This window comes from Paenibacillus sp. ICGEB2008, from assembly GCF_000307675.1.
In the GTDB taxonomy this organism is placed as follows: Bacteria; Bacillota; Bacilli; order Paenibacillales; family Paenibacillaceae; genus Paenibacillus; species Paenibacillus polymyxa.
In genome coordinates this window covers 137,568-159,897 of record NZ_AMQU01000008.1, presented here as the reverse complement: position 1 = coordinate 159,897, position 22,330 = coordinate 137,568, and the positions used below count along the sequence as shown (strand labels likewise).

The 22,330-nt window shown below is 48.6% G+C and carries 10 protein-coding genes and 3 pseudogenes; 3 read left to right on the top strand and 10 right to left on the bottom strand.

The genetic code is table 11. From position 1 onward, the window contains the following. Window position 1: 1 nt before the first annotated feature. The 4 genes and pseudogenes from C400_RS0109455 to C400_RS0109445 form a co-directional block, all read right to left on the bottom strand. Window positions 2-711 (bottom strand): annotated as a pseudogene (locus tag C400_RS0109455) (response regulator transcription factor). A 205-nt stretch (window positions 712-916) separates the two neighbouring features. After that, window positions 917-1,416 (bottom strand): annotated as a pseudogene (locus C400_RS0109450) (hypothetical protein). Window positions 1,417-1,573: 157 nt separating this feature from the next. Next, complete coding sequence (locus C400_RS27610) at window positions 1,574-2,701, bottom strand: WIAG-tail domain (RefSeq protein ID WP_232795337.1); 1,128 nt, start codon at window positions 2,699-2,701, stop codon at window positions 1,574-1,576. Further along, a complete protein-coding gene (locus tag C400_RS0109445) occupies window positions 2,587-8,349 on the bottom strand; it encodes a hypothetical protein (protein ID WP_017426782.1) in 5,763 nt (1,920 codons plus the stop codon). Before C400_RS0109445 ends, C400_RS27610 begins: the two co-directional genes overlap by 115 nt. A gap of 189 nt (window positions 8,350-8,538) precedes the next feature. On the opposite strand from C400_RS0109445, the gene fabV reads away from it, so the two are divergent. Next, window positions 8,539-9,726 carry an enoyl-ACP reductase FabV gene (gene fabV / locus C400_RS0109440; protein ID WP_017426781.1) on the top strand — a complete coding sequence of 396 codons (1,188 nt, stop codon included), beginning with the start codon at window positions 8,539-8,541 and terminating at the stop codon, window positions 9,724-9,726. Between the two features lie 297 nt (window positions 9,727-10,023). Continuing rightward, entirely contained in the window at window positions 10,024-10,176 is a 153-nt protein-coding gene (locus tag C400_RS26695) for a DUF1540 domain-containing protein (RefSeq protein ID WP_017426780.1), read from the top strand. Between the two features lie 144 nt (window positions 10,177-10,320). Here C400_RS26695 and C400_RS26165 read toward each other — a convergent pair. Both C400_RS26165 and C400_RS0109425 read right to left on the bottom strand, forming a co-directional pair. After that, window positions 10,321-10,515 (bottom strand): annotated as a pseudogene (locus C400_RS26165) (hypothetical protein); the annotation flags it as partial. A 93-nt stretch (window positions 10,516-10,608) separates the two neighbouring features. Then, the gene (locus C400_RS0109425) at window positions 10,609-10,980 is read right to left on the bottom strand and encodes a DUF4190 domain-containing protein (protein WP_017426778.1); all 372 of its coding nucleotides are present in this window, start codon (window positions 10,978-10,980) and stop codon (window positions 10,609-10,611) included. A gap of 220 nt (window positions 10,981-11,200) precedes the next feature. Here C400_RS0109425 and C400_RS0109420 point away from each other — a divergent pair, with 220 nt between their 5' ends. Continuing rightward, window positions 11,201-11,788: a hypothetical protein gene (locus C400_RS0109420; RefSeq protein WP_016818699.1), complete on the top strand. Its 588-nt coding sequence runs from the start codon at window positions 11,201-11,203 to the stop codon at window positions 11,786-11,788. Window positions 11,789-11,796: 8 nt separating this feature from the next. On the opposite strand, the gene C400_RS0109415 is transcribed toward C400_RS0109420, so the two are convergent. From C400_RS0109415 to C400_RS0109400, 4 genes are all read right to left on the bottom strand, one after another. Beyond that, complete coding sequence (locus C400_RS0109415; RefSeq protein WP_017426777.1) at window positions 11,797-12,147, bottom strand: prenylated flavin chaperone LpdD; 351 nt, start codon at window positions 12,145-12,147, stop codon at window positions 11,797-11,799. Window positions 12,148-12,332: 185 nt separating this feature from the next. Next, a complete protein-coding gene (locus C400_RS0109410) occupies window positions 12,333-17,855 on the bottom strand; it encodes a S8 family serine peptidase (protein WP_017426776.1) in 5,523 nt (1,840 codons plus the stop codon). Window positions 17,856-18,384: 529 nt separating this feature from the next. After that, a complete protein-coding gene (locus C400_RS0109405; RefSeq protein ID WP_017426775.1) occupies window positions 18,385-20,010 on the bottom strand; it encodes a S8 family serine peptidase in 1,626 nt (541 codons plus the stop codon). Between the two features lie 514 nt (window positions 20,011-20,524). After that, window positions 20,525-22,306: a SulP family inorganic anion transporter gene (locus C400_RS0109400; RefSeq protein WP_017426774.1), complete on the bottom strand. Its 1,782-nt coding sequence runs from the start codon at window positions 22,304-22,306 to the stop codon at window positions 20,525-20,527. Window positions 22,307-22,330: the final 24 nt, after the last annotated feature.

Sequence of the window (22,330 nt, the reverse complement as noted above, 5' to 3'; positions counted from 1 at the left end):
GCTACATCTCCTGAACCGTTGCTTTATATCCAAATCCCCATACCGTGTTAATGACAAGCGTAGAGTGGTATTCTGCCAACTTTTTGCGAATACGTTTGACCAGATCATCTACGACTCTCACATCACCTATAAAGTCATAGCTCCACACCTGCTGAATCAAATGCTCTCTACCAAAAGGCCGTTCCAGATGATTCGCAAGAAACAGCAACAGGTCGAATTCACGTGAGGTCAAATTTAACGTTTGTCCGTCTACTGTAACTTTACGAAAGTCAGCAAAAATGCACAGATTGCCTGCATGGCAAAGATTTGTGCTCTCTGCTGCTTGCTTGTCATCGGATGCAGACGTGCCCGCTTGCTCAGTCTCAGCATCGCTTTGACCCTTCCCACCAGCTCTCTTGGATTAAAGGGCTTGGTCAAAAAATCACTGCATCCCAATTCCAGCCCGTGGATACGGTCACTTTCCTCTCCGCGCGCGGAGATCATAATGATCGGCATTTCTGTAAACTCACGAAGCTGAGTCAATAGAGAAAGCCCGTCAATGCCCGGCATCATAATATCAAGCACGAGGCAATCTGGACGGTTTGTTCGGATATGCTCTACCAATGTTTTCCCACTGGAAAAGGAAGTTACCTCGTAGGACTCTTTTTTCAAATATTCAGATATTAATTGCAAAATGAACACATCGTCATCCACTACTACTATTTTTGTCATGGCCTTAACCCCTTGCCGTTGTTCTGGATGCTAGCATCCTTTCTTTAAGCTTAACAGAAGCCCAGCAGAATAGACAAAAGACGGGTATACCGTTCCCGGTCCCGTCTTTTCTTATCATGAATCGCTGCTGTATATGCCAGGTGAACTGAAAGCTAACTACACTTCTACCTTATTTTCTACCTTATTTTCTACCTTATTTTCTACCTTATTTCTTAGTTGTTACTACTTTAGCTGCTGCCTTTGGAGCAGTTTTGGCTGGGACTGCTTTTTTTTACTGGAACTTTATGGGTTACTTTTTTAGCTACGACATGTTGTGCACGAGTTTTATGTGTTGCTACCTTGTGTTGAACAGCGTTATGTTTTTTCACATGATGTTTAACTGTGCGGTGTTTTGCTTTCACTGCTTTTGCTTTGTGGCTTGCCACTTTTTTCGCAATGGCTTTTTTGGCAGGAGCTTTTTTTTGCTTTGGTTGTTGCTTTATGAGCTGTTGCAGCTTTTTTAACAGGTGCTTTCACCACAGGTGTTTTCGTTGCAGGCGCTTTTGACGGTGCTTTGCTAGCAGGAGTCGTAACCGCAGGAGTTTTGATGGCTGGTGCAGTGGTGGCTGGAGTTGTGGTTGCTGTAGCGGCGAATGCGCTGCTTGCTCCTCCCAGTACGCTTACTACGGTCAATACGGCTGCTGCATTTTTAGTCCATTTTTTCATGATTGAATCACCTCTCCTTTAAAGTATCTTTAGCTTATCAGGAGAATTCGGGATAATTGTGGAGCAAATATGTGAAAAGTATATGAAAAAGCGTGCAGCTCTGTATCTGGAAAACACATGAGTCTGCACGCTATAAGTGTTGCAACCATCATCTCCACTAACCGATGGCAATCCAGGAAATAATACCGTAGTTATGCGCGGTTTCACTCCACTTGGTTACAACGATCACCGCTCCATTAGTCGTCTGGGATTTCAGTGTTGCATGAAAGAGAGGATGGTTCGTCATCGCTACCAACGTGTAGTCCGGGTTCACAAATGGCTCCCCAAATACAATGGTTACTTCCGTCTCTCCTTCGCTTCCTTTTAAAAGAAACGGCGCTCTGCCAAACTGCTGTAATGCAGGCTGGTTCGCACAAGTACGAACCGGGGTGATGCTCAAATGTTCCGGTGTCACTGCATTCAGTTCCAGCTCACGTGAGCCAACGGAACCTTCTGCCAGATGATGACCTTCGATGCTCTGCTCTGCCACATGATGACTTTGTACCGCAGCAGCCTGTAGATGCTCTGGACCTACAGCTTCTGGGCTTAGCACCTCACTGTTGACGACCTGATCCTGCAGATGGCCGCGGGATATACTGTTTGCCTGAAGTTTGTCGCCACTGATCCCTTCCTCCGGTAAAAGCCCCGAGAGATGAATATCTGTGGATAATTGATCCAGTGTCACCGAGCCGGGCTTTATGTGGTGCGAATCAATGACTTCCTTTGCAATATGCTGACCTTCAATTGCCTCCTCAGCCACATGGCGGGACTCCACCGTTCCATCTGCGAGTTTGCCGGACGTCACTGCTCCATCCTGTATAGCTTGCTCTGACACCGCCTGCCAGCCGATATGCTGTGACTGAATAGCTCCTGCTTGCAAATGCTCAGATTGAACAGAATCCGGTGAAATGTGACGGGACTGCACAGCCCCCTCTGCCAGTGCTGACTCTTGAATCGCCCCATCGGACAAATGCTGGGAGTGCACGGCATGCTCTGTCAAATGTACGGAGCTTACGCTAGCTTCCGCCAGATTCGAAGCACGCACCGCGCGAAGCGCAAGCTTCTCAGCGTTCACGCTACCTGCCTGGAGCGCGTGAACAGATACACTCCCTGGCGCAATATGCTGGATCGTCACTGCCGAAGGCTGCAAGTGGCTGAGGTGATAGATTCCGGCGCCAGATGGCTCGACTGGATAGTCTCTTCTGCCAAATGATGGGCTTGCACGGCTTCGTCCGTAATGTGCCATGGCTGTACGGAATGTGGAGATATTTTGGCAGCTGTCACAACTTCATCTGCCAGTTTGTCGGACGTAACGGACTCATCCTGTAAGGCATCCGTCGATATCGACTGGGACGCCAGATGCTCGCCCTGAATGGTTCCAGTGTGCAGATGGTGCGACTGGATCGATTCCGGGGCAATATGCACGGACTTCACTGCACCTTTTGCCAGCGCTGTATCCTGTACTGCGCCAGTTGCCAAATGCAGGGTGTGTACCGACTGTGCGGACAAATGCGAAGGACCCACGCTGCCTTCCGCAAGATTCGCCCCTTGTACCGAGTGGACCGCCAACTTCTCCGAGGTGACGCTTTCCGCTTGTAGCGCACGACTAGACACACTATCCGAGGCCAGATGGCTCGCAAGCACAGTCGAAGACTGCAAGTGGGCTGAGGTGACGGACTCTGGCGCCAGATGGCTCGACTGAACGATCTCTTCTGCCAAATGATTGGCTTGCACGGCTTCATCCGTAATGTGCCATGGCTGGACGGAATGTGGAGATATTTTGGCAGCTGTCACGACCTCATCTGCCAATTTATCAGACGTAACGGACTCATCCTGTAAGGCATCGGTCGATATCGACTGAGATGCCAGATGCTCTCCCCGAATGGTTCCAGTAGGCAGATGGTGCGACTGGACCGATTCCGGGGCGATGTGTACCGACTTCACTGCCCCCTCGGCTAGCGCTGTATCCTGGACTGCACCGTCTGCCAGATGCTGGGTGTGTACCGAATGTGCAGACAGATGTGACGGGCCGACGCTGCCTTCCGCAAGATTCGTTCCTTGCACCGAGTGGGCTGCCAGCTTCTCTGAGGTGACGCTTTCCGCTTGTAGCGCACGACTAGACACACTATCCGGAGCCAGATGGCTCGCAAGCACCGCCGAAGACTGCAAGTGGGCTGAGGTAACAGATTCCGGTGACAGATGGCTCGACTGGATGGTCTCTTGTGCCAAATGATTGGCTTGCACGGCTTCGTCCGCAATGTGCCACGGCTGTACCGAGTGAGCCGACAGCTTGGCGGCAGTCACACCCTCATCCGCCAATTTATCAGACGTAACGGACTGATCCTGTAAGGCATCGGTCGATATCGACTGGGATGCCAAATGCTCGCTCTGAATGGTTCCAGTTTGCAGATGATGCCGCTGGATCGATTCCGGGACAATGTGTACCGACTTCACTGCCCCCTCGGCTAGCGCTGTATCCTGGACTGCGCCGACTGCCAAATGCTGAGTGTGTACCGACTGTGCGGACAAATGCGAAGGACCGACGCTATCTTCCGCAAGATTCGTCCCTTGCACCGAGCGCGCTGCCAGCTTTTCCGAAGTGACGCTTTCCGCTTGTAGCGCAAGACCGGATACACTTTCTGGTGCCAAATGGCTCGCAAGTATCACCGAAGGTTGTAAGTGAGCTGAGGTGACAGATTCCGGCGCCAGATGGCTCGACTGAACGGCCTCTTCTGCCAAATGATTAGCTTGCACCGCTTCATCTGTAATGTGCCACGGCTGTACGGAGTGAGCCGACAGCTTGGCGGCAGTCACACCCTCATCCGCCAATTTATCAGACGTAACGGACTCATCCTGTAAAACATCAGTCGATATCGACTGGGATGCGATATGCTCGCCCTGAATGCTTCCAGTGTGCAAATGGTGCGACTGGATCGATTCTGGAGCGATATGCACAGATTTCACTGCTCCCTCTGCCAACGCTCTATCCTGTACCGCTCCGGCTACCAGATGCCGGCTGTGTACGGACTGTGCCGACAAATGTGACGGGCCGATGCTGCCTTCCGCAAGATTCGTCCCTTGTACCGAGCGTGCTGCCAGCTTTTCTGAGGTGACGCTTTCCGCCTGTAGTGCACGACCGGATACACTATCTGGCGCCAAATGGCTCGTAAGCACTGAGGAAGCCTGCAAATGGCGAGAGGTAACGGATTCCGAGGCCAGATGGCTTGACTGGATGGCTTCTGTCGCCAAATGATTTCCTTGCACCGCTTCATCTGTAATGTGCCACGGCTGTACCGAGTTGACCGACAACTTGGCGGCAGTCACACCCTCATCCGCCAATTTATCAGACGTAACGGACTCATCCTGCAAAGCATCGGTCGATATGGCCTGGGATGCGATATGCTCGCCCTGAATGCTTCCAGTGTGCAGGTGATGCGGCTGGATGGACCCCGGGGTAATGTGTACCGACTTCACTGCTCCCTTTGCCAGCGTTGTATCCTGTACTGCACCTGTTGCCAGGTGCCGGGCGTGTACCGACTGTGCAGACAAATGTGACGGGCCGACGCTGTCTTCCGCAAGATTCGTTCCTTGCACTGAGTGGGCTGCCAACTTATCCGAGGTGACGCTTTCCGCTTGTAGCGCACGGCCGGACACACTATCCGGGGCCAGATGGCTCGTGAGCACTGACGAAGACTGCAAGTGGGCTGAGGTTACACTTTCCGGCGCTAGATGGTTCGACTGGATGGACTCTTCTGCCAAATGATTTCCTTGCACCGCTTCGTCTGTAATGTGCCACGACTGTACCGAGTGGGCCGACAGTTTGGCGGCAGTCACACCCTCATCCGCCAATTTATCAGACGTAACGGACGCATCCTGCAAAGCATCGGTCGATATGGCCTGGGATGCGATATGCTCGCCCTGAATGGCTTCAGTGTGCAGATGGTGCGGCTGGATCGATTCCGGGGCAATGTGCACGGACTTCACTGCTCCCTCTGCCAGCACTCTATCCTGTACCGCTCCAGCTGCCAAATGCCGCGTGTGTACGGACTGCACAGATAGATGTGAAGGGCCGATACTGCCTTCTGCAAGGTTCATTCCTTGTACCGAGCGGGCTGCCAGCTTTTCCGAGGTCACACTTTCCGCTTGAAGCGCACGACCGGACACACTATCCGGGGCCAAATGTCTCGTAAGCACCGAGGAGGCCTGTAGGTGCACCGAGGTGACCGCTCCAGATGCCAGGTGGGTCGAGTCCACAACTGCCACAGCCAAGTGGTTGCTTTGTACAGCTTCATCCATAATATGCCCGGACTGCACTGCATGGGCTGACAGCTTAGTGGAGGTTACACTTTCCTCTGACAGTTTAGCAGAGGTAACCGCTTCATCCTGTATGGCCGGAGTCGCTATAGCTTGCAATGCAATATGTTCTCCCTGAATGATCCCGCTTTGCAAGTGCTCGGATTGGATGGATTCTGCTGCAAGATGCTCAGACTTGACAGCATTCTGGGCTAATATCGTGTCCTCTACTGCTCCTGCGGCCAAATGTCTGGTGTGTACGGCCTGTGCAGCCAAATGTCCGGGTCCCACGCTGTTTTCCGCCAGATTGGAAGCCTGCACAGCCCGAGCCGCTAACTTCTCGGAAGTGACGCTTTCCGACTGAAGGGCATGGCCGGACACACTATCCGGGGCGAGATGTTTGGTTTGGATCGAAGCAGACTGCAAATGGTTGGAGGTGACGGATTCCGGAGCAAGATGATTCGCCTCCACTGCCTCAACAGCCAGATGGTTGCTTAGCACCGCTTTATCTGTAATATGCCATGGCTGCACAGAACGAGCAGACAGCTTGGAGGAAGTGACACTGCCCTCAGCTAACTTAGGCGCAGTAATTGCCAAATCATTAATTTTATCCGTAGCCACACTTTCCGGCGATAGTTTCAACGAAGTAACGGCATGATCCTGCAAATGGTGGGAGTATACCGCACCGCTGGCCAAATGCGCGGTTTGAACAGCGCCTTCGCCTAGTATGTCTGCGGTAACGGACTGTTCTTGCAACGCCGCGGTTCCGACACTATCTTCCCCAAGATGCTTGCTCTGTACAGAGCTCTGGGCCAAATGAGTTGAGTCCACCGCTTGAGCCTGTAACGCCTTTCCGCCCACACTATTGTCGGCAAGGTGGTTTTCACGGATGACTCCCGTTGCAATGTGTACGTGGGTAACGGCTTGAGACGCAATTTTATTTCCGGTTACCGCCCCTGTGCTAATTTTAGTTTCTATAACCGCCTCGTCAGCGATTTTGTCAGACTTAATAGCGCTCGAAGCAATGTGATTTTCCTTGATAGCCTGATTCGCCACATGGTGATCCAGAACTGCACCCTTCCCTATTTTCTCGCTTGTCACAGCCCCGGAATGCAAATGTTGCTCCGTAACCGCCTCTGATGCGATATGATCCTTCCGAATAATTTCGGATTGAAGATGCACGGAAGAAACTGCCTCTGGAGAAATTTGGGGTCCTTGTATGGCTGCTGTTGCAATATGTCTGGTAAGTACCGCCTCATCGGCAATTTTGTGTGGGAGAATGCTCTGATCCGATATTTTGGATGAAGTGACGGATTGATCGACAATTTGCAATGAGCCTACAGACTGATCTGCCAGTTTATTGGATTGAATACTCCGATCCGCGATATGCCGTGCTGTCACTTGGCCCGTTCCAAGCTGCTCTTCCCCGATGGAGCCAGGACTGAGATGCTTTCTTTCAATCGCTCCTGCCTGAATGTGCGTACTGGTGACTGCCTCAGACTCCAGATGACGTCCGCTGACAACGCCTTCCTCCAATTGTTCTCGGCCTACAATACCGTTGGATAGCTGCTTGCGATTAATCGAACCCGGAGCTAGATGCCGGGCAAGAACGGCATGCTCGGTCAGGTGTGCGCTCTCAATGCTGCCTGCCTGGATTTTAGCTCCATCCACAGCCCCATCCCGCAGTTTGGAGGTAGTCACAGACTGATCACCCAGCTTGGAGCTATCAACAGCTTCATTCGCCAAATTGTTCGATTGAATCGTACCGCTGCGAATTTTATCTGAGGTGACCGACTGATCTTGAAGCATATCTGAAGACACGATCCATTGCTTGAAGTGACGACTCTCAATCGAGCCATTGGCAATATGATCGCCGCTAATAATTTTATCCGCCAACTTTTCTGGAGTGATGCTGCCATCCCGAAGTTTTTCACCACTAATAGAGCGATCCTGCAATTTACTGCCAGCCACTGATGCGTCCGACAGATGCTCGACCGTAATGGAGTCGGGAGCAATCTTCGAAGCAGTCACAGCACCGTCAGCTATTTTAATGGTATGAACAGCATAATCTGCTAAAGATTCCGTTTGAATACTCTCTTGTTTCAGCTTGCTGGAATCTATGGAAGCAGGAGCGATCTTCTCACCCGTCACAGCGAGATCACTCAAATCGTCTGTATAGATGAAAGCATTGTTTACATGTGGAGCCTTCTTATTGTTCAAAATTTCTTCCACATCAATTGGATCTGGTTCTGGTTCTGGCTCTGGTTCAGGTTCCGGCTCCGGTTCTGGATCTAGTTCTAGCTCTGGTTCTAGCTCTGGCAGTGGAGGTTCTTCCATCAAAGCTGGAGTCTCCTCTACCTCTGCAACCTCAATCTCTTTCTCTTGCAGAGCCTCGACTTCAGGCTCGACAACTGTCTGTAGCTCCGACTCCTCTGTAGTTGGGGGAGGCGGAGAAGCAACTTGATGAAGTCTTGCTTCTGTCTCCCTCTCCGCAGGCAGTGGCTTTGAGCGTTGTATCATACTTAACTCATTCATATCCGGGTCAATTACACGATAGAGCGGCTTTTTGTTTCTGTTGGTTTTGCGGCTCTTGTTCTTCAAGCAGCTCTCTCCCTTCTCATGTTTATCGTTACAGCATCATATGCAGACTCTTAGGCACTTGCCACCCTGTACAGGGATACACTTTTGGGTAAAAAGGATACTTACTGAAATCCACGTTTGAAAAAAAATTGTTAAAAGTTAAAATAGTAAGGGTGAAGATTGCTACAAGAAGAGAGGAATTACAATAACATGATTATCAAACCAAGAACACGTGGCTTTATCTGCACCACGGCTCATCCGGTGGGCTGTGCCCAACATGTTCAGGAGCAAATTGACTATGTACAAGCCCGTCCTGCTATCCACGGACCTCGTAATGTGCTTGTGATCGGGGCATCTGCCGGATATGGGTTGGCTTCTCGAATTACGGCCGCTTTCGGTGCGCGTGCCAATACAATTGGTGTATATCGTCCTAGCAATGCTACGGCTACACGCACAGCATCAGCAGGCTGGTACAATTCTGCTGCATTTGAAAAAGCTGCTCAGGAAGCTGGGCTTAAATCTTTAAGCGTGACAGGAGACGCCTTCTCGGATGAAGTCAAAGCCAAAACGGTGGAAGCCATTCGTGAAGAACTGGGACAAGTCGATCTGGTGGTTTACAGTGTTGCTTCAGGTCGCCGTACCCATCCCCGCACAGGCGAAACGTCTAATTCCGTGCTCAAACCTATTGGTGAGCCCTATACGAATAAGACCGTTAACTTTCACACCGGTGAAGTCAGCAGCGTGACGCTCGAACCGGCTACAGAAGAAGAAGTACAGGGGACTGTAGAGGTTATGGGTGGTGAAGATTGGAAATTGTGGATTGACGCTTTGCGTGCAGGCGGTGTACTCGCTGATAACGCCACTACCTTCTCTTTTTCGTATATCGGTTCAGATATTACCCAAGCCATCTACAGAGAAGGCAGTATCGGAAGCGCAAAAGATCATCTGGAGGCGACAGCACGCCAACTGAACGACCAGCTGAAAGCCACAGGTGGACGCGCCTTCGTCGCAGTCACCAAAGGACTCGTTACCCAATCCAGCTCGGCCATCCCTGTCGTTCCTCTGTATATTTCCGCTTTGTATAAGGTGATGAAGGAGAAAGGGCTGCATGAGGGGTGCATAGAACAGAGCTATCGCCTATTTGCCGAGCGTCTTTACGCCCCAGAAACTGCTGTAGATGAAGAGGGTCGTATTCGCATTGATGATTGGGAATTGCGCGAGGATGTGCAGGCAGAAGTTGCAAACATATGGGAGGAACTGACGACCCAAAATATCTATGAATTATCCGATCTTGAAGGATATCGTCGCGAATTTTTCCAGCTGTTCGGCTTTGAGTTCGAAGGTGTAGACTATGATGCTGATATTGATCCCATCGTAAATATTCCCAACGTGCGCTAAGTCTTTTAGTGCCGCCATTCGTTTAGAAAAACATAAAAAAGCTGTCTCCGGCAGAAGAACATTTCGTTCTGCATAGGGACAGCTTTTGTTTTTTAATTAAAAGGAACTCTTGTGTCTATTTGGCTCTGCAACATGACGCAAACATTGCAATTTTAAAATTGTTTTGATATTGTACAAGTAGGCATAGCAAAATCCCTCTTCTTACCAAGAGGGTACACACAGCTGGACAAGTCCTACCTTGACTGACTGTGATTGTATTTGCTCAGCCCATCACATTCCTATAAGGAGGTGAACAATATGGCAAAAGACGTTCTGTGCGAAGTCAACTCATGTACGTACTGGGCTCAGGATAATAAATGCAGCGCAAGCTCCATTTATATTGTAAGCAACAAGCCTGCGAACACTCACACGTCCGAAGAAACAGACTGCAAAACCTTTGAAGCAAAGTAGTCCTTAGTTTTCAAGCCAAACCATAGCTTTATCATGAAGGAGCCCCTGCCAGGGTTCCTTCTTTCTTATGATTCTAACAAGAATGATAATTATTATCAAGTTCTTTTTGAGCTTCCTTGAAGTTTTTCGACTTCGCTTAAGACAAAAAAAAGAAGCGTCACCCTGAACGAGTCGCTTCTTGTGCTTGACCTTTTGTAATTGTTCCTGCTTGGTCGGCTTCATTCGCGTGTGCTGTGAAATCTCGCCATAATGATCATTCGTTTTGCGGCTCTGTGCCGCGCAATAGATCCCGGCGCGTTTCGCCTTGCTTAACGCTTTTTGTGTTTGAGTACGTGCCATACAGCTTCACTCTCCTTGATTGGACTCCCTCTATCATAGCATCCAATAGGCAAATCGTGAATGGTTAGTCTGACTCAAGCATTCTTTAATTCATTAAATGTCTGAAAAAATATCCGAGTCGCCACTGGAAGCCGCCACAACAAAAACAATAACCAAGAAAATGATAATCAGTGCATAAATTAGTGTGCCGATAATACTACATACCAGTCCAGCAATAGCCATGCCTCTGCCTTGCTCACCATGACGATTAATTTCCTTCAGGGAAAGACTGGACAAAATAATACCTACAATTCCGATGATCAACCCAAGATAGGGAATGACAACAGATAAAATCCCGAGCACCATCGACGCAACAGCTTTACTATTTGTAGGTGGAACTACTGGGGGCTGGTTAAATGGGGCGTTATAATCGTTCGACTCCTGAAAGGGATCGGAAGATCGAGGCTCCTTGTACAAGTCACTCATCTGTTTAATTCAACTCCAATAATTATAATAACAATATATAAGTTCTAGGGTACCACAATCTTACAAATCAGGACAGTACTTATTTCAATTTTCAAATTAGAACGTTAAAAAGTAGCAGCATAGCATCTTAGCACTTTTTGAGATAACCGGGCATACAGTATTGTACCTATTACAGATAAATTGCGCTCCATGAGAGCATCCTGCCAAGGAGGACGGAGCTATGTTATATCGTGGAACATCCCGCAGAAAGGGCTCGCCTCACCAACGTTTACATGCAGAGACACTTCGGAAAATATCCGCCGCCATGCTGCCATTTTACAAAGCTATTGCGACCCGACGTGCTTTTGCCGTCCAATGGTCACGAGCTGTCGTTCAGGGTAATTTGGATCGGATGAAATCCCTTCTCTGCTCAGTAGCGCCATTTGCCGCCAAGCAAGGCTTAGGCACAAATGGGATCGGCTACTTTGTTTCCTTTTTAGCTCAGCCACCAATGCTTTACTATACGAACGGTACGACGATTCCACCCGGTATGGTGCAGTTTACATTTGAACCGAAGGTTCATCGCGCCATTGCCAAAGCCGTTTTTCCGCTGTATCGCGAATTGGCACGCAATGAATGCTTTGCTTCTGCCTTAGCCAAAGCGATCAACAGGCAAGACCAGCGTGCAGTTCAGGTAATGATCCGTAGTTTAATTCCATCCTCTGCGCTAAAATCTGTAGACATTGAGGATAATGGATTTGCATTGCTCTTTAAGTATCCCTTTAGTAAATATCCCTATCGCAATCTACTCTTTCAGGAGTTCACTTAAAAAGGTCCCTACAAGCGTACTTGCTTAAGTTCTTCAATGAGCTCTTTTCCCATTTGTATAGCCATGTCTGTCAACATTCGGATTTCGTCCTTGGTTGCATGATCCAAATGCGTCCCGCAGCAAATGGCGAAGTTACCCGCAAACTCTTTACGCAAGCGAACTGCAATTTCTTCAGTAATATAAAATTCCTTGTGGTTTTGCAATTGCACGGTTTGAATCGGCTCAAGCCTAGCCCCTGCTGTAATCGTCCCCAAGTGAGGCTGATCACCGCCTGATATGAGCACAACGATATCTTCTCCCATAAAATAGGCATCGAGTACAAGACGGATACGTCCGCTTTCTTTTTTCAAATGAATCATATGATCCTCTCCTGCTAAAAAATATTATTGTGAAACGATTCACTTTATAGAGTACTATTCATTGTATCGCTTCCTGAACTGTTGGACAAATTCAAAAAGGCCCACAGCAGCCTCTATTAACAGTGGCTTGCTGTGGGCCTGCAATGCATTCTAAAAAATCTTCTATCCCCTACTCTTACTTGCTGTTAACGGATCGTGATGGTATGCACTGCCTTACCGTTTGCGCCGTCATTATCCGTCACTGTTAGCTCCACTGTATACGTTCCGGCTGTGGTGAATTTATGCTTCACCTTTGAACCAACCGCCGTATCGCCATCACCAAAATTCCAACTGTAGCTGACGATCTCACCATCTGCATCACGGGAGGCTTTGGCGGTAAATTGTACATTTTTGTTCTTCTTGGCTGAGTCGTTCGCCTGGATAATAGCTACCGGCTTTTCATTCGATGTAGGTGGATTCGGACCAGGCCCCTCTCCTCCACCATGGGTTACATACAATCTTCCCGGCGCCTCCGTTTCCACTTCATTCCCCGCCGCATCCCTTACCCGGATCACGATGACTCCGCCTTCCAGGTTCAGAGAAGATGAAGTGAGATAAATACCTTCATAGTGACCTGATGAAGTTTCATTTAATGGAATTTCATTACGGGCCAAAGTGGACAGGTTAAAGGGCAACTCCACATGGAAGGATGCCTCCAAACCAGATGCACTGTCAAAAGATACCCGTACCGGCTGCCCTGGAGTGATACGTACATCCTCAGCAGGACTAATATTTTCAAGTTTCGGCAGCGCTGTATCGACATACACCGAGCGTGTAACACTCGTTTCGTTTTCGGCAAGATCTTTGGCCGTTACCGTAATTTGGTTTTCACCTTCGTTGATAAGCAAACGTTTGTTAAAGCTGCCGTCGCTTCCGAATTCAGCAGGCTCGCCGTTAATCGTCAATTCACTGAGGAACTCGTCATACACCGTACCGGTTACACTGACCACACCTGCGTTCGTACGTGCTCCCTCACCAGGCGAAGTCAGGATCAGACCCGGTTTAGTCTGATCGAGCGTTACAACCACCGGCTCGGAACGATCCGTTACTTTGCCGTATACCGCTGCTTGAACACTTAGCGGATTAGCACCTGGCTGAAGATCGACCGCCAAACTGAATTGACGATCCTTCACTTTCGTTGTGCCAGCCAACTCTTTGCCGTTAAAGAGCTGAATATCAGCCCCTTCTGCCGGAGAAGTTCCTGTTACGGTAATCGTATCCTCCTGCGTATACGTTGCCTTCGTAGGAGTTGTAATCGTTGGAGCGTTGACCGGATATCTGACGATCGCCCGGATCATGTAGTTCCCTTCCTCTTCAGGGGATTGGCTCCATGTGCCGCTTACACCTTGCCAGCTACGAAGCGCATTGGGGCTGTTTTCATCTGTAGCAAGGCCCGGCGACTGTGTGCCTACCGCAGACTGTGTATATACAATATAGAAATCGCCTTGAACCGTCACTGGCTCTGGAAGCTGTACCGTCGTCCATTGTGTCTCATCCCGTACAGCTGTTCCGTCGAATGGACCAGCCAATAGACGTCCAGGTGCTCCTGCTGCACCGGAGGCGTCATAGACAGAATATTGGAATGCTGTTCCTCCCGGATTCGGGAAAGCAGAGTTCCAGAACAACAGTGATGCTCCTGTCACCTGTGCCACTTCCGACTCAGGTGTCATTCTCACTGCCCATGAATTGCCTGCCGCGTTAAAGGCTCTGGCATTTTCTCCTGTACCGTCATCATAGGCGATGCCTCCTTGAAAACCGATGAAAGGCTTCAACGTGACATTCGCTTCTACACTGCCGTTTGGAGGAGCCGTAACGGAAATACTGTCACTATAGTAATTTTCGGCTGCGATGGACAATGTGTATGTTCCTTCCAGCACGTCCAGCGTAAATTCTCCAGCCTCATTCGTCTCTACAGGAGCAATACGTGCATCCTCCAGCACCAATACTTTCGCTTTTTGGATCGGTTCACCAGATTGCTTGTCGGTGATGACCCCGTGAATCGTACCGTGTGGGACAGCCTCGAGACTAAAGTTTGCTCTGATGACTTTGTTATTTTCAATCGTAACTGCTTTCGTCTGAGGCACGTAACCGTAGGCTTCGGCCTTCAGCGTATAGTCACCCGCTACATGAGTGAAGCTGTATTTGCCCGTGGTTGGGTCTGTTTTCACCGAACGTCCGGTTTCCAGTACCGTAACCGTAGCACTAGCTGGAAGACTGTCGAGACCGACACGTCCACGATCCACTGATGCTTCTGCCGGCTTCACTTTTTCCTGAAATTCACTCTTTTCAGTGCTTGTAATTTTGTACAGTGGGAATTGTTCTTCTGCTTTTTCCAGCTTGATATTGGACTCAGGTACGATATCCTTGGTCACTGTCGAAGCTGGAACACCTAGCACACGGAAATCGTCAATATACCAGCCATTCTTGTTCACACTGTTATCCGATTTCAAGCGGAAGCGAACTTGAATCTCATTGCCGGTATAGCTGTCCAGATTGTAATAAACAGGTGCCCATTTTTTACCACTTGTATTATGCGAGAACTTACCCAGCTCACTCCACGTGTCGCCATTGTTTTTGGACACTTCTACATATCCGTAATCATAGCCGCCTTCAATTTCAAACCAGTGGTTGAAGGTCAGTGTAGCGTTGCGTATACCATTCAAATTAATTTTTGGAGAAACCAGTGAAAAATCAGCACCGTTCTCATAGTTGCTATCGAGATCGGTGGCCCACACATTCGGTTTGGACACTGCGCTTTCCGGTCCTACTTCCTTAGGAATGCCGCGTTCCCACTCATCCTTGGTCCCGGAATGAGTCCAACCATTGTCTGAACTGCCATCAAAATGATCGCTATACAGCGTATCCGGCACGTCCACTCTTAGTGAAGCCTCGTTCGACTTGACACCTTCGTTACCGCTATAATCCTCGGCCGCCACTGCATAATGATAGGTCGCACCACCGACAGTGATCGTATCCGTGTAGGTCAGCCCAGAGGTTGTACCGATGGAAGTATAATTTTTACCGGACTGGGTTGAACGATACACCTTGTACTGCTTCACATCTTCATCAGAGGAAGCACCCCAGGCGAGTGTAACGTTGCCCACAGTATCTGCTTCAGCAGTCAAATGACCAGGGGCAGCAGGGGCAACGCTGTCTGGTTCCTGAATGGAGAGATCGTCAATATACCAGCCATCTTTCACGATTGTATTGTCACTAGTAAAGTTGAACAGGAGGTATACCTTTTGACCCGCAAACGCTCGCAAATCAAGATATTGTGTTTTCCAGCCATTGCTGGTGCCAGTAAACGATAATACCTGCTCAAACGCATTCTGATTGTTTGTGGTCGCTACATACACTTTGCCGAAATCAGAATTGTTTTCAAGATCGTACCAATGCTTGAAGCTGACCAGTGCCCCTTTGGAACTCTCAGTCAGATCAATTGGAGGGGCCACAAAATAACTGTTGGAGTTGGTCTGGTATTGGCCTTCGAGATTGGTCGCGATGACCTTTGTACCCGAATGTGCGCCTTTAGGGCCGCTTGTCGGGGTTCCCCATTTCCAAACACTACCCTGACCCCCGATATTAATACCAGCAATGTCTTTTTCAAAGTCTTGTGTGTAGCCTGGTTTAACACCTTTGGAGACATTCACCTTATATACTTCCGTTTCAAAACCATTATTACCGAAATCATTTACACGGATATAGTATTCCAAACCTTTGCTATCTACCAAAAAGGTTGGAATGGACGCTTGATATGTACCATCTTTGCTGTCTCCAGAGGTCCGCTCCAACGGAATATATACATAGTTTGACGAACCCGCTGTTTTGGCAAAGGCCTCAACGGCTGTTACGCCGACATCGTCCGTTACATGTGCAGTCAAAGGGATATCAATACCCTCAAATGCAGCTGCAGGCGGTGTATGCTCAAGAACAGGCGCTTCCAGATCGTCGCCACCCGTTACGACTTTACCGGATACAGAGCCCAGACCCTGCATGACAGATCCGACTGCATCAAGCGCATTAATGACGCCATGTCCATACCCATTGTTTGGCGAAGTAGGATATGTACTATCTGTCCGAGGGGTAGCTGTGTTTTCCAGAATTTCCTCCAGCTGATCCACGGTAAGAGAATGATTCGCTTGCAGCAATAGAGCAGCAAGACCCGCAACATGAGGACCCGCCATAGAAGTACCGTTATATCCACCTTTATAACCGCCACCGGCTACAGATGATCGGATATTTACTCCCGGTGCGGAGACTTCGGGCTTGATCTCACCGTAAGGTGAGGGTCCCAGCAATGAAAAGCTTCCCAGTTTATCATTGATATCGGTTGCCCCCGTGGCAAAGGATTCTGGGTAGTTGGCCGGATTGGCTACCGATCCAGGTCCGCCCGGATTGGAGAGGGAGGTATTCCCTGCGGAGAATTCGGGGAAGATTTGAGCATCCCGCCAGGCCTGAACTACAGGCCGGAACCATTCATCAAGACCCGGTCCGCCTCCCCACGAGTTGTTCACTACGTCTGGAGCAAGCTCGGGATGAAGATTACCTTGGGCATCTTTTGGAGCAAGCAGCCATTGACCGCCGTCCAGTATAATCGCATCCGTCGTTTCCGGATTAAAAATCCGCACCGCAATCCACTTCGCACCGGGGGCAACGCCCACTCGGTTTGTTCCATTTTCCTCGGAGCCAACCATCGTGCCCATCGTATGCGTACCATGGGAATCGTCTTCCTGATCGACCGGAAGCGCCGCATGACTATGCGGATCATACCAGCTCAGCTCTGGATTCACGACATTGCCTGCCGCATCCAGACCACGCCATTTGCGATGCAGGGCCGGATGCGTGTAGTCAACGCCTGTATCGAGGTTGGCGACCACGATTCCGGTTCCGTCGATTCCTTTTTCCCACACTTGTGGTGCGTTAATATGGGATATGTTCCATTCCACTGTGGACGGGTCCACAGCGTTCTTGCCTGTATTACCGGGCAATGCCGATGTTTTGCCATCGCCCTTTTCCGGTTCTACAGCTTTCTGGGCTGTGTCAGACTTTGCCGTTCCTGCTGTTGCTGCTGTTGCTGCCGTTGCGGTTCCAGCCGCTTGGGTGCCTGTGTCCTCTGGCTGCTTATCAACCGTTACCTTTTGCAGATAACGTGTTTCATTCGGTACAATTTTATCGACCTCAGGCAGCTTCGAGATATGATCCAGCACCTCCTTGGTGCTCGTGACAGCCAAAGCATTGACTATAAAATAGCTTTTATATTCCTTTACTCCGCCGCTCTCCGATTCCTTATCCAAATAACTTTCAAGCCCGTATTGGGTTCTGGAAGCCGTTTCACGTAGAGAGCTGATCACATGGCTGCGCACAGCCATTTTGGCAGCGGAAGGTGTTATTTTCTCAAGTGAAGCCTTTTGAAGAGCATTTTTGGAAACCTTGTTCGTATCTACCTGTTCTTTTAATTTGACCAAATAGGTAACATAGTTGTTCTCCTCAAACTGTTTGGTCAGCTTTGCGGATACCTTCGCGGTCGTGACCTTATGCGAGGCTGATTTCAGCTCTAGCTTGGAGCCATCCGGTGTGTTTTTCGCTAAAGCGGGTTGAACAAATGAAAAGGCCATAAGCAAAGAGAGTCCAATAGATAACGGTTTCTTGAAACGTCTAAGTTTAATCAATTACTTCTCCACTCCTTTTACTAGGTTTAATGATTCTGGAATAACCTGTACAAGAGTCAGACCTCATGCCTTGCACATCAAACACGCGGGTTGCGCAATACGATGTGTTAGCCACCACCTCCTTCATAGATTATAGAGAGGCTCAAAAAGATATTTGGCTGTTCATAGATGGCAGTACTTCATAGGTGAGTTTACAATCCCAATAGAGAAGCGATGAAATTAGTAGATACCTAGGAGAAAAAGCAGAAGCATTTCGAAGGAAAAAAACATGTTATATCATTACATTTTATATTAAAAATTGATATATAATCATATATTATGGATAGTATAAAGTTATCAAAACAGATATACAAGTCATTTTTTTGCAATTTTCTTGAAATTCTATGACTTTTATATTCATTTATGTAGGAAAACCCTTTTTTAGCAGCTACGCCTTAGTGCAACACACGGTTAGCAGGTGCATGCATCCTTGTACGAGCCGCCCAAAGGGATTTTCGGGGATCTTTTTTTTAAACCTGTCTGATTATTTTTAGTTAAGTACGGAGTTCACTGCAGCAAGCGCATCGATCAGACCATTTCCATAGCCGTTGTTTGGTGAAGTCGGATACTGACTGTCTGTCAGCGGTGTTGCGGTTTTCGAAATAACATCCTCCAATTGATCCACAGTTAATGATGGTTTAGCCTGAAGCAGCAATGCCGCTAATCCAGCCGTATGCGGACCTGCCATAGAGGTGCCATTCCAGCCTCCTTCATAAACCCCGCCCGGTACAGAGGAACGAATGTTTACACCAGGAGCCGAAATTTCTGGCTTCACTTCGCCATAAGGAGAAGGACCACGCAACGAGAAGCTGGCCAGCTTGTTATTGATATCGGTGGCTCCTGTGGCATAGGCTTCAGGCAGATTTGCCGGATTGGCCACAGACCCAGGTCCGCCGGGATTTGATAGTGTTGTATTGCCTGCGGAGAACCCAGGAAAAATTTGTGCCGCTCTCCACGCCTTGGTCACTGGGCGATACCATTCGTCCAGGCCAGGTCCACCGCCCCAAGAATTATTCACCACATCCGGTGCAAGCTCAGGGTGCTTTTTGCCGTTTTTATCTACAGGTGCAAGAATCCACTGCCCACCATCCAGCAAGATGGAATCTGTGGTATCTGGATTGAATACTCGTACGGCAATCCACTTGGCCCCTGGAGCAACACCGATTTGATTCGTACCGTTGCTGTCTGAGCCAACGCTTGTCCCCATCGTATGTGTACCATGTCCATGGGAATCTGTTGGCAGCGATGCTCCATTAACCGCATCATACCAGCTCAGCTCTGGATTGACGACTTGACCGGAAGCATTCAGCCCGCGCCATTTTCTTTTCAATGCCGGGTGAGTATATTCAACACCTGTATCCAAATTAGCAACGACAATGCCTTTGCCATCAATACCTTTGGCCCACACCTGTGGTGCTTTAATCTTAGAAATATTCCACTCCACACGACTTGGCGTTACTGCATCTTTATACACGGATTCTTGCACCGATTTTTGTGCATTTTCTTCCGTCACAGCCGGGTCAACAGTAGTTTGATCTGCCACTGTTTGGCCTGCTGTTGATTGCTCCCCTATCGGCTGGGTATCCTTATCGATTTCTACCTTTTGCAACTCGCGCTTTTCATCTGGTAAAATTTTGTCGATCTCAGGTAGGGTGGCGAGATTATCCATGACCTCTTTGGTACTGGTTACCGCAAATGCGTTTACGATAAAGTAACTCTTGTATTTTTTGACGTTTCCGTTATTGACTTCCTTCTTTAAGTATTCTTCCACGGATTGTTGAGTTTTTTCTGCGGTATCCATGAGAGAGTTTACAACCGTTGTACGTACAGATAGCTTAGCAGCAGCGGGGGAAATCTGCTCGGCAGAAGCCTTCTGAAAAGCGTGCTTGGCAACAGACTCCGTATCTACCTGATCTTTTAATTTAACCAGATAGGTGACATACTCGCTGGCGCTGAATTGCTGGTTCAGCTTGGCTGAAACCTTGGCGGAAATCGACGATGCTCCTGCTGAGGAGGTTGTGCTGGAATCTGCATACACCGGAGAAATCAGAGAAAAAGCAAGAATAGCGGTAAAACCGACCGACAGTGTCTTTTTGATATTTTTCGACTTAATCAATACTTTTCATCTCCCTTTACTTGGTTTTTTTGATTCTCAAAGACAACCTTCCGACAGCAGCGTCAAAAGCTCACAAATAGCCTCTGGTACTCACCTCCTTTAAAAATATAGATTCTGGGGTGAAATCCATAGGTCATATTCTAAGGTGAATAACCTTTGGTGCAGACCGCAAGGAACGACATTCAATTCAGAACTGTGGACAAGTCTCGAAGAAAGTAAGTGAAAAAAATGAAGAAAAGGGTAGGGTAAGATACTAGAAGTGATCGAGGAGGTTGATAAGCATATTATTAAAATACAATTTAAAACAAAAGAATGAATCATTTGGTATCTTTTGAATCTAGTATAGTGTCATAAAAACAGATATTCAAGCATTTTTTTTGAATTTTATTCCTTTTTTTCTTGAAGAAGTGAAAAACCTCTTCTATAATCCGCAACCAAATGCACCGAGAAAACTCGCATTTGTTCCGAAAATAAAAGAGGTTTTTCGGCATTCAGCAGCATAAGTAGAAGAGCGCTATCTGCCGCTATTTACAGGTATGGGAACCGAAACGGCTCCCTCTGGAAAGGAAGATTTGGTTTCCTGGGTTCTGCGACACAGGCTCGTACATTCTCTAAAAGCCATTTGCCTGCACCCCTTGCACCGATCCTGATCCACCATTGAAAGAGCTGCCGTAAGGGCCTCTCCTGTATGTTCGAAAAAATTCTTTTGTCCGATCATGTCGTAGCATCCGGTTTTCCGCAGTAACTCCAGCGGTTGGGGCTGGAGTCCGGACACAAGCACTGTCCCACCAGACTTCCGGTACTTGTGAATTAATGCGGTAAAGTTAGCTTCTCCCGTCATATCCATAAAAGGGACCTTTCCCATTCGCAATAACAAAATCCCTTGCAGGTGGCCAGTCTGTCCCCCTACACCTGAGTTCTCCAACGTCGAAGCTGCACCAAAAAATAAGGGGCCTTCCACATTGTAAATAGCCACCTGTGGGCAATCATGCTGCTCTGTAACCATATGTGCGCCTACTTTTTCATGCTTCACAGAAGGGTCAGGTAGCACCTTATCGACTGAAAGTGTACTGCTCATACGTTTGACGAACAATACAACTGCCAGAATCAGACCTACCTCTACAGCCGTTGTCAGTGTCGTAAAAACCGTCAGCAAAAAGGTGACGACCAGCACAATAGAATCCGCTGTCCGTGTTTTGAGAATGTGCGCAAAATGCTTGCGCTCACTCATATTCCAGGCGACTACCATCAATACCGGTGCCATACTAGCCAACGGAATATTAGATGCATAAGGTGCAAAAAGCACCAGAATGAGGAGCACCACGATCCCATGCACAATACCTGACATAGGAGAAACCGCGTTGTTGCGGATATTGGTGGCCGTACGGGCAATGGCACCTGTCGCAGGAATGCCGCCAAACAGTGGGGTCAGCAAATTAGCAATCCCTTGTCCAACCAATTCGCGATTGCTGTTATGCCGGGTTCCCGTCATCCCGTCAGCTACTACCGCTGAAAGCAGCGATTCAATAGCACCCAGCATCGCTATAACAAGTGCTGGCGGCAACAGCTTCACGATCAATTCCCACGTCATCACAGGAATATGCAGCTCAGGCAATGATGCCGGAATTGCGCCATAAGCAGAGCCAATCGTAGCCACCTGCCCTGGAAAAAGCAAAGCTGCCACCAACGTTGACAAGAGCAGGCCGACCAGTGATCCAGGTATCTTGGGCCATTTTTTGGGCACCACAATAAGCGCAGCAAGACAGATACAAGCTGTCAGGATACTATACACATTGAGTGAAGGAAGTCGATGGACGAGCTCTGCCATCGAAGGCAGAAAAGTTTCATGTCGCTCTACCCCACGCAAACCGAGAAAGTTAGCAATCTGACCACTGAAGATCGTCACGGCAATCCCGGCTGTAAAGCCAATGGTTACGGGCTTAGGAATGAACTTGATCAATGCCCCCAGCCTTAAAACACCCATTAAAATGAGTATGATGCCTGCCATAAACCCTGCTATAAGCAAATTCTCATAGCCGTATTGCATGACAATAGCCAGCAAAATTGGAATAAACGCACCTGTAGGTCCTCCGATCTGAAATTTGGACCCACCCAGCAGTGAAATCAAAATCCCCGCTACAATGGTTGTGTACAGACCATATTCCGGCTTGACCCCCGATGCAATGGCGAACGCCATACCGAGCGGGATGGCCACAATCGCTACAATGCTTCCAGAAATTAGATCCTTTCGTAAAGCCCCTGCGTTATAGCCTTCGAACCTTCCTATCCACTTCATTCCTGTAACCCTTCTTTTCTGTAG

Bases quoted from the DNA above. Each gene is read 5' to 3' on its own strand.
- C400_RS27610 (WP_232795337.1), bottom strand. From the start codon at position 2,701: ATGGCACATTACGGACGAAGCCGTGCAAGCCCATCATTTGGCAGAAGA.
- fabV (WP_017426781.1), top strand. From the start codon at position 8,539: ATGATTATCAAACCAAGAACACGTGGCTTTATCTGCACCACGGCTCAT.
- C400_RS26695 (WP_017426780.1), top strand. From the start codon at position 10,024: ATGGCAAAAGACGTTCTGTGCGAAGTCAACTCATGTACGTACTGGGCT.
- C400_RS0109425 (WP_017426778.1), bottom strand. From the start codon at position 10,980: ATGAGTGACTTGTACAAGGAGCCTCGATCTTCCGATCCCTTTCAGGAG.
- C400_RS0109420 (WP_016818699.1), top strand. From the start codon at position 11,201: ATGTTATATCGTGGAACATCCCGCAGAAAGGGCTCGCCTCACCAACGT.
- C400_RS0109415 (WP_017426777.1), bottom strand. From the start codon at position 12,147: ATGATTCATTTGAAAAAAGAAAGCGGACGTATCCGTCTTGTACTCGAT.
- C400_RS0109400 (WP_017426774.1), bottom strand. From the start codon at position 22,306: ATGAAGTGGATAGGAAGGTTCGAAGGCTATAACGCAGGGGCTTTACGA.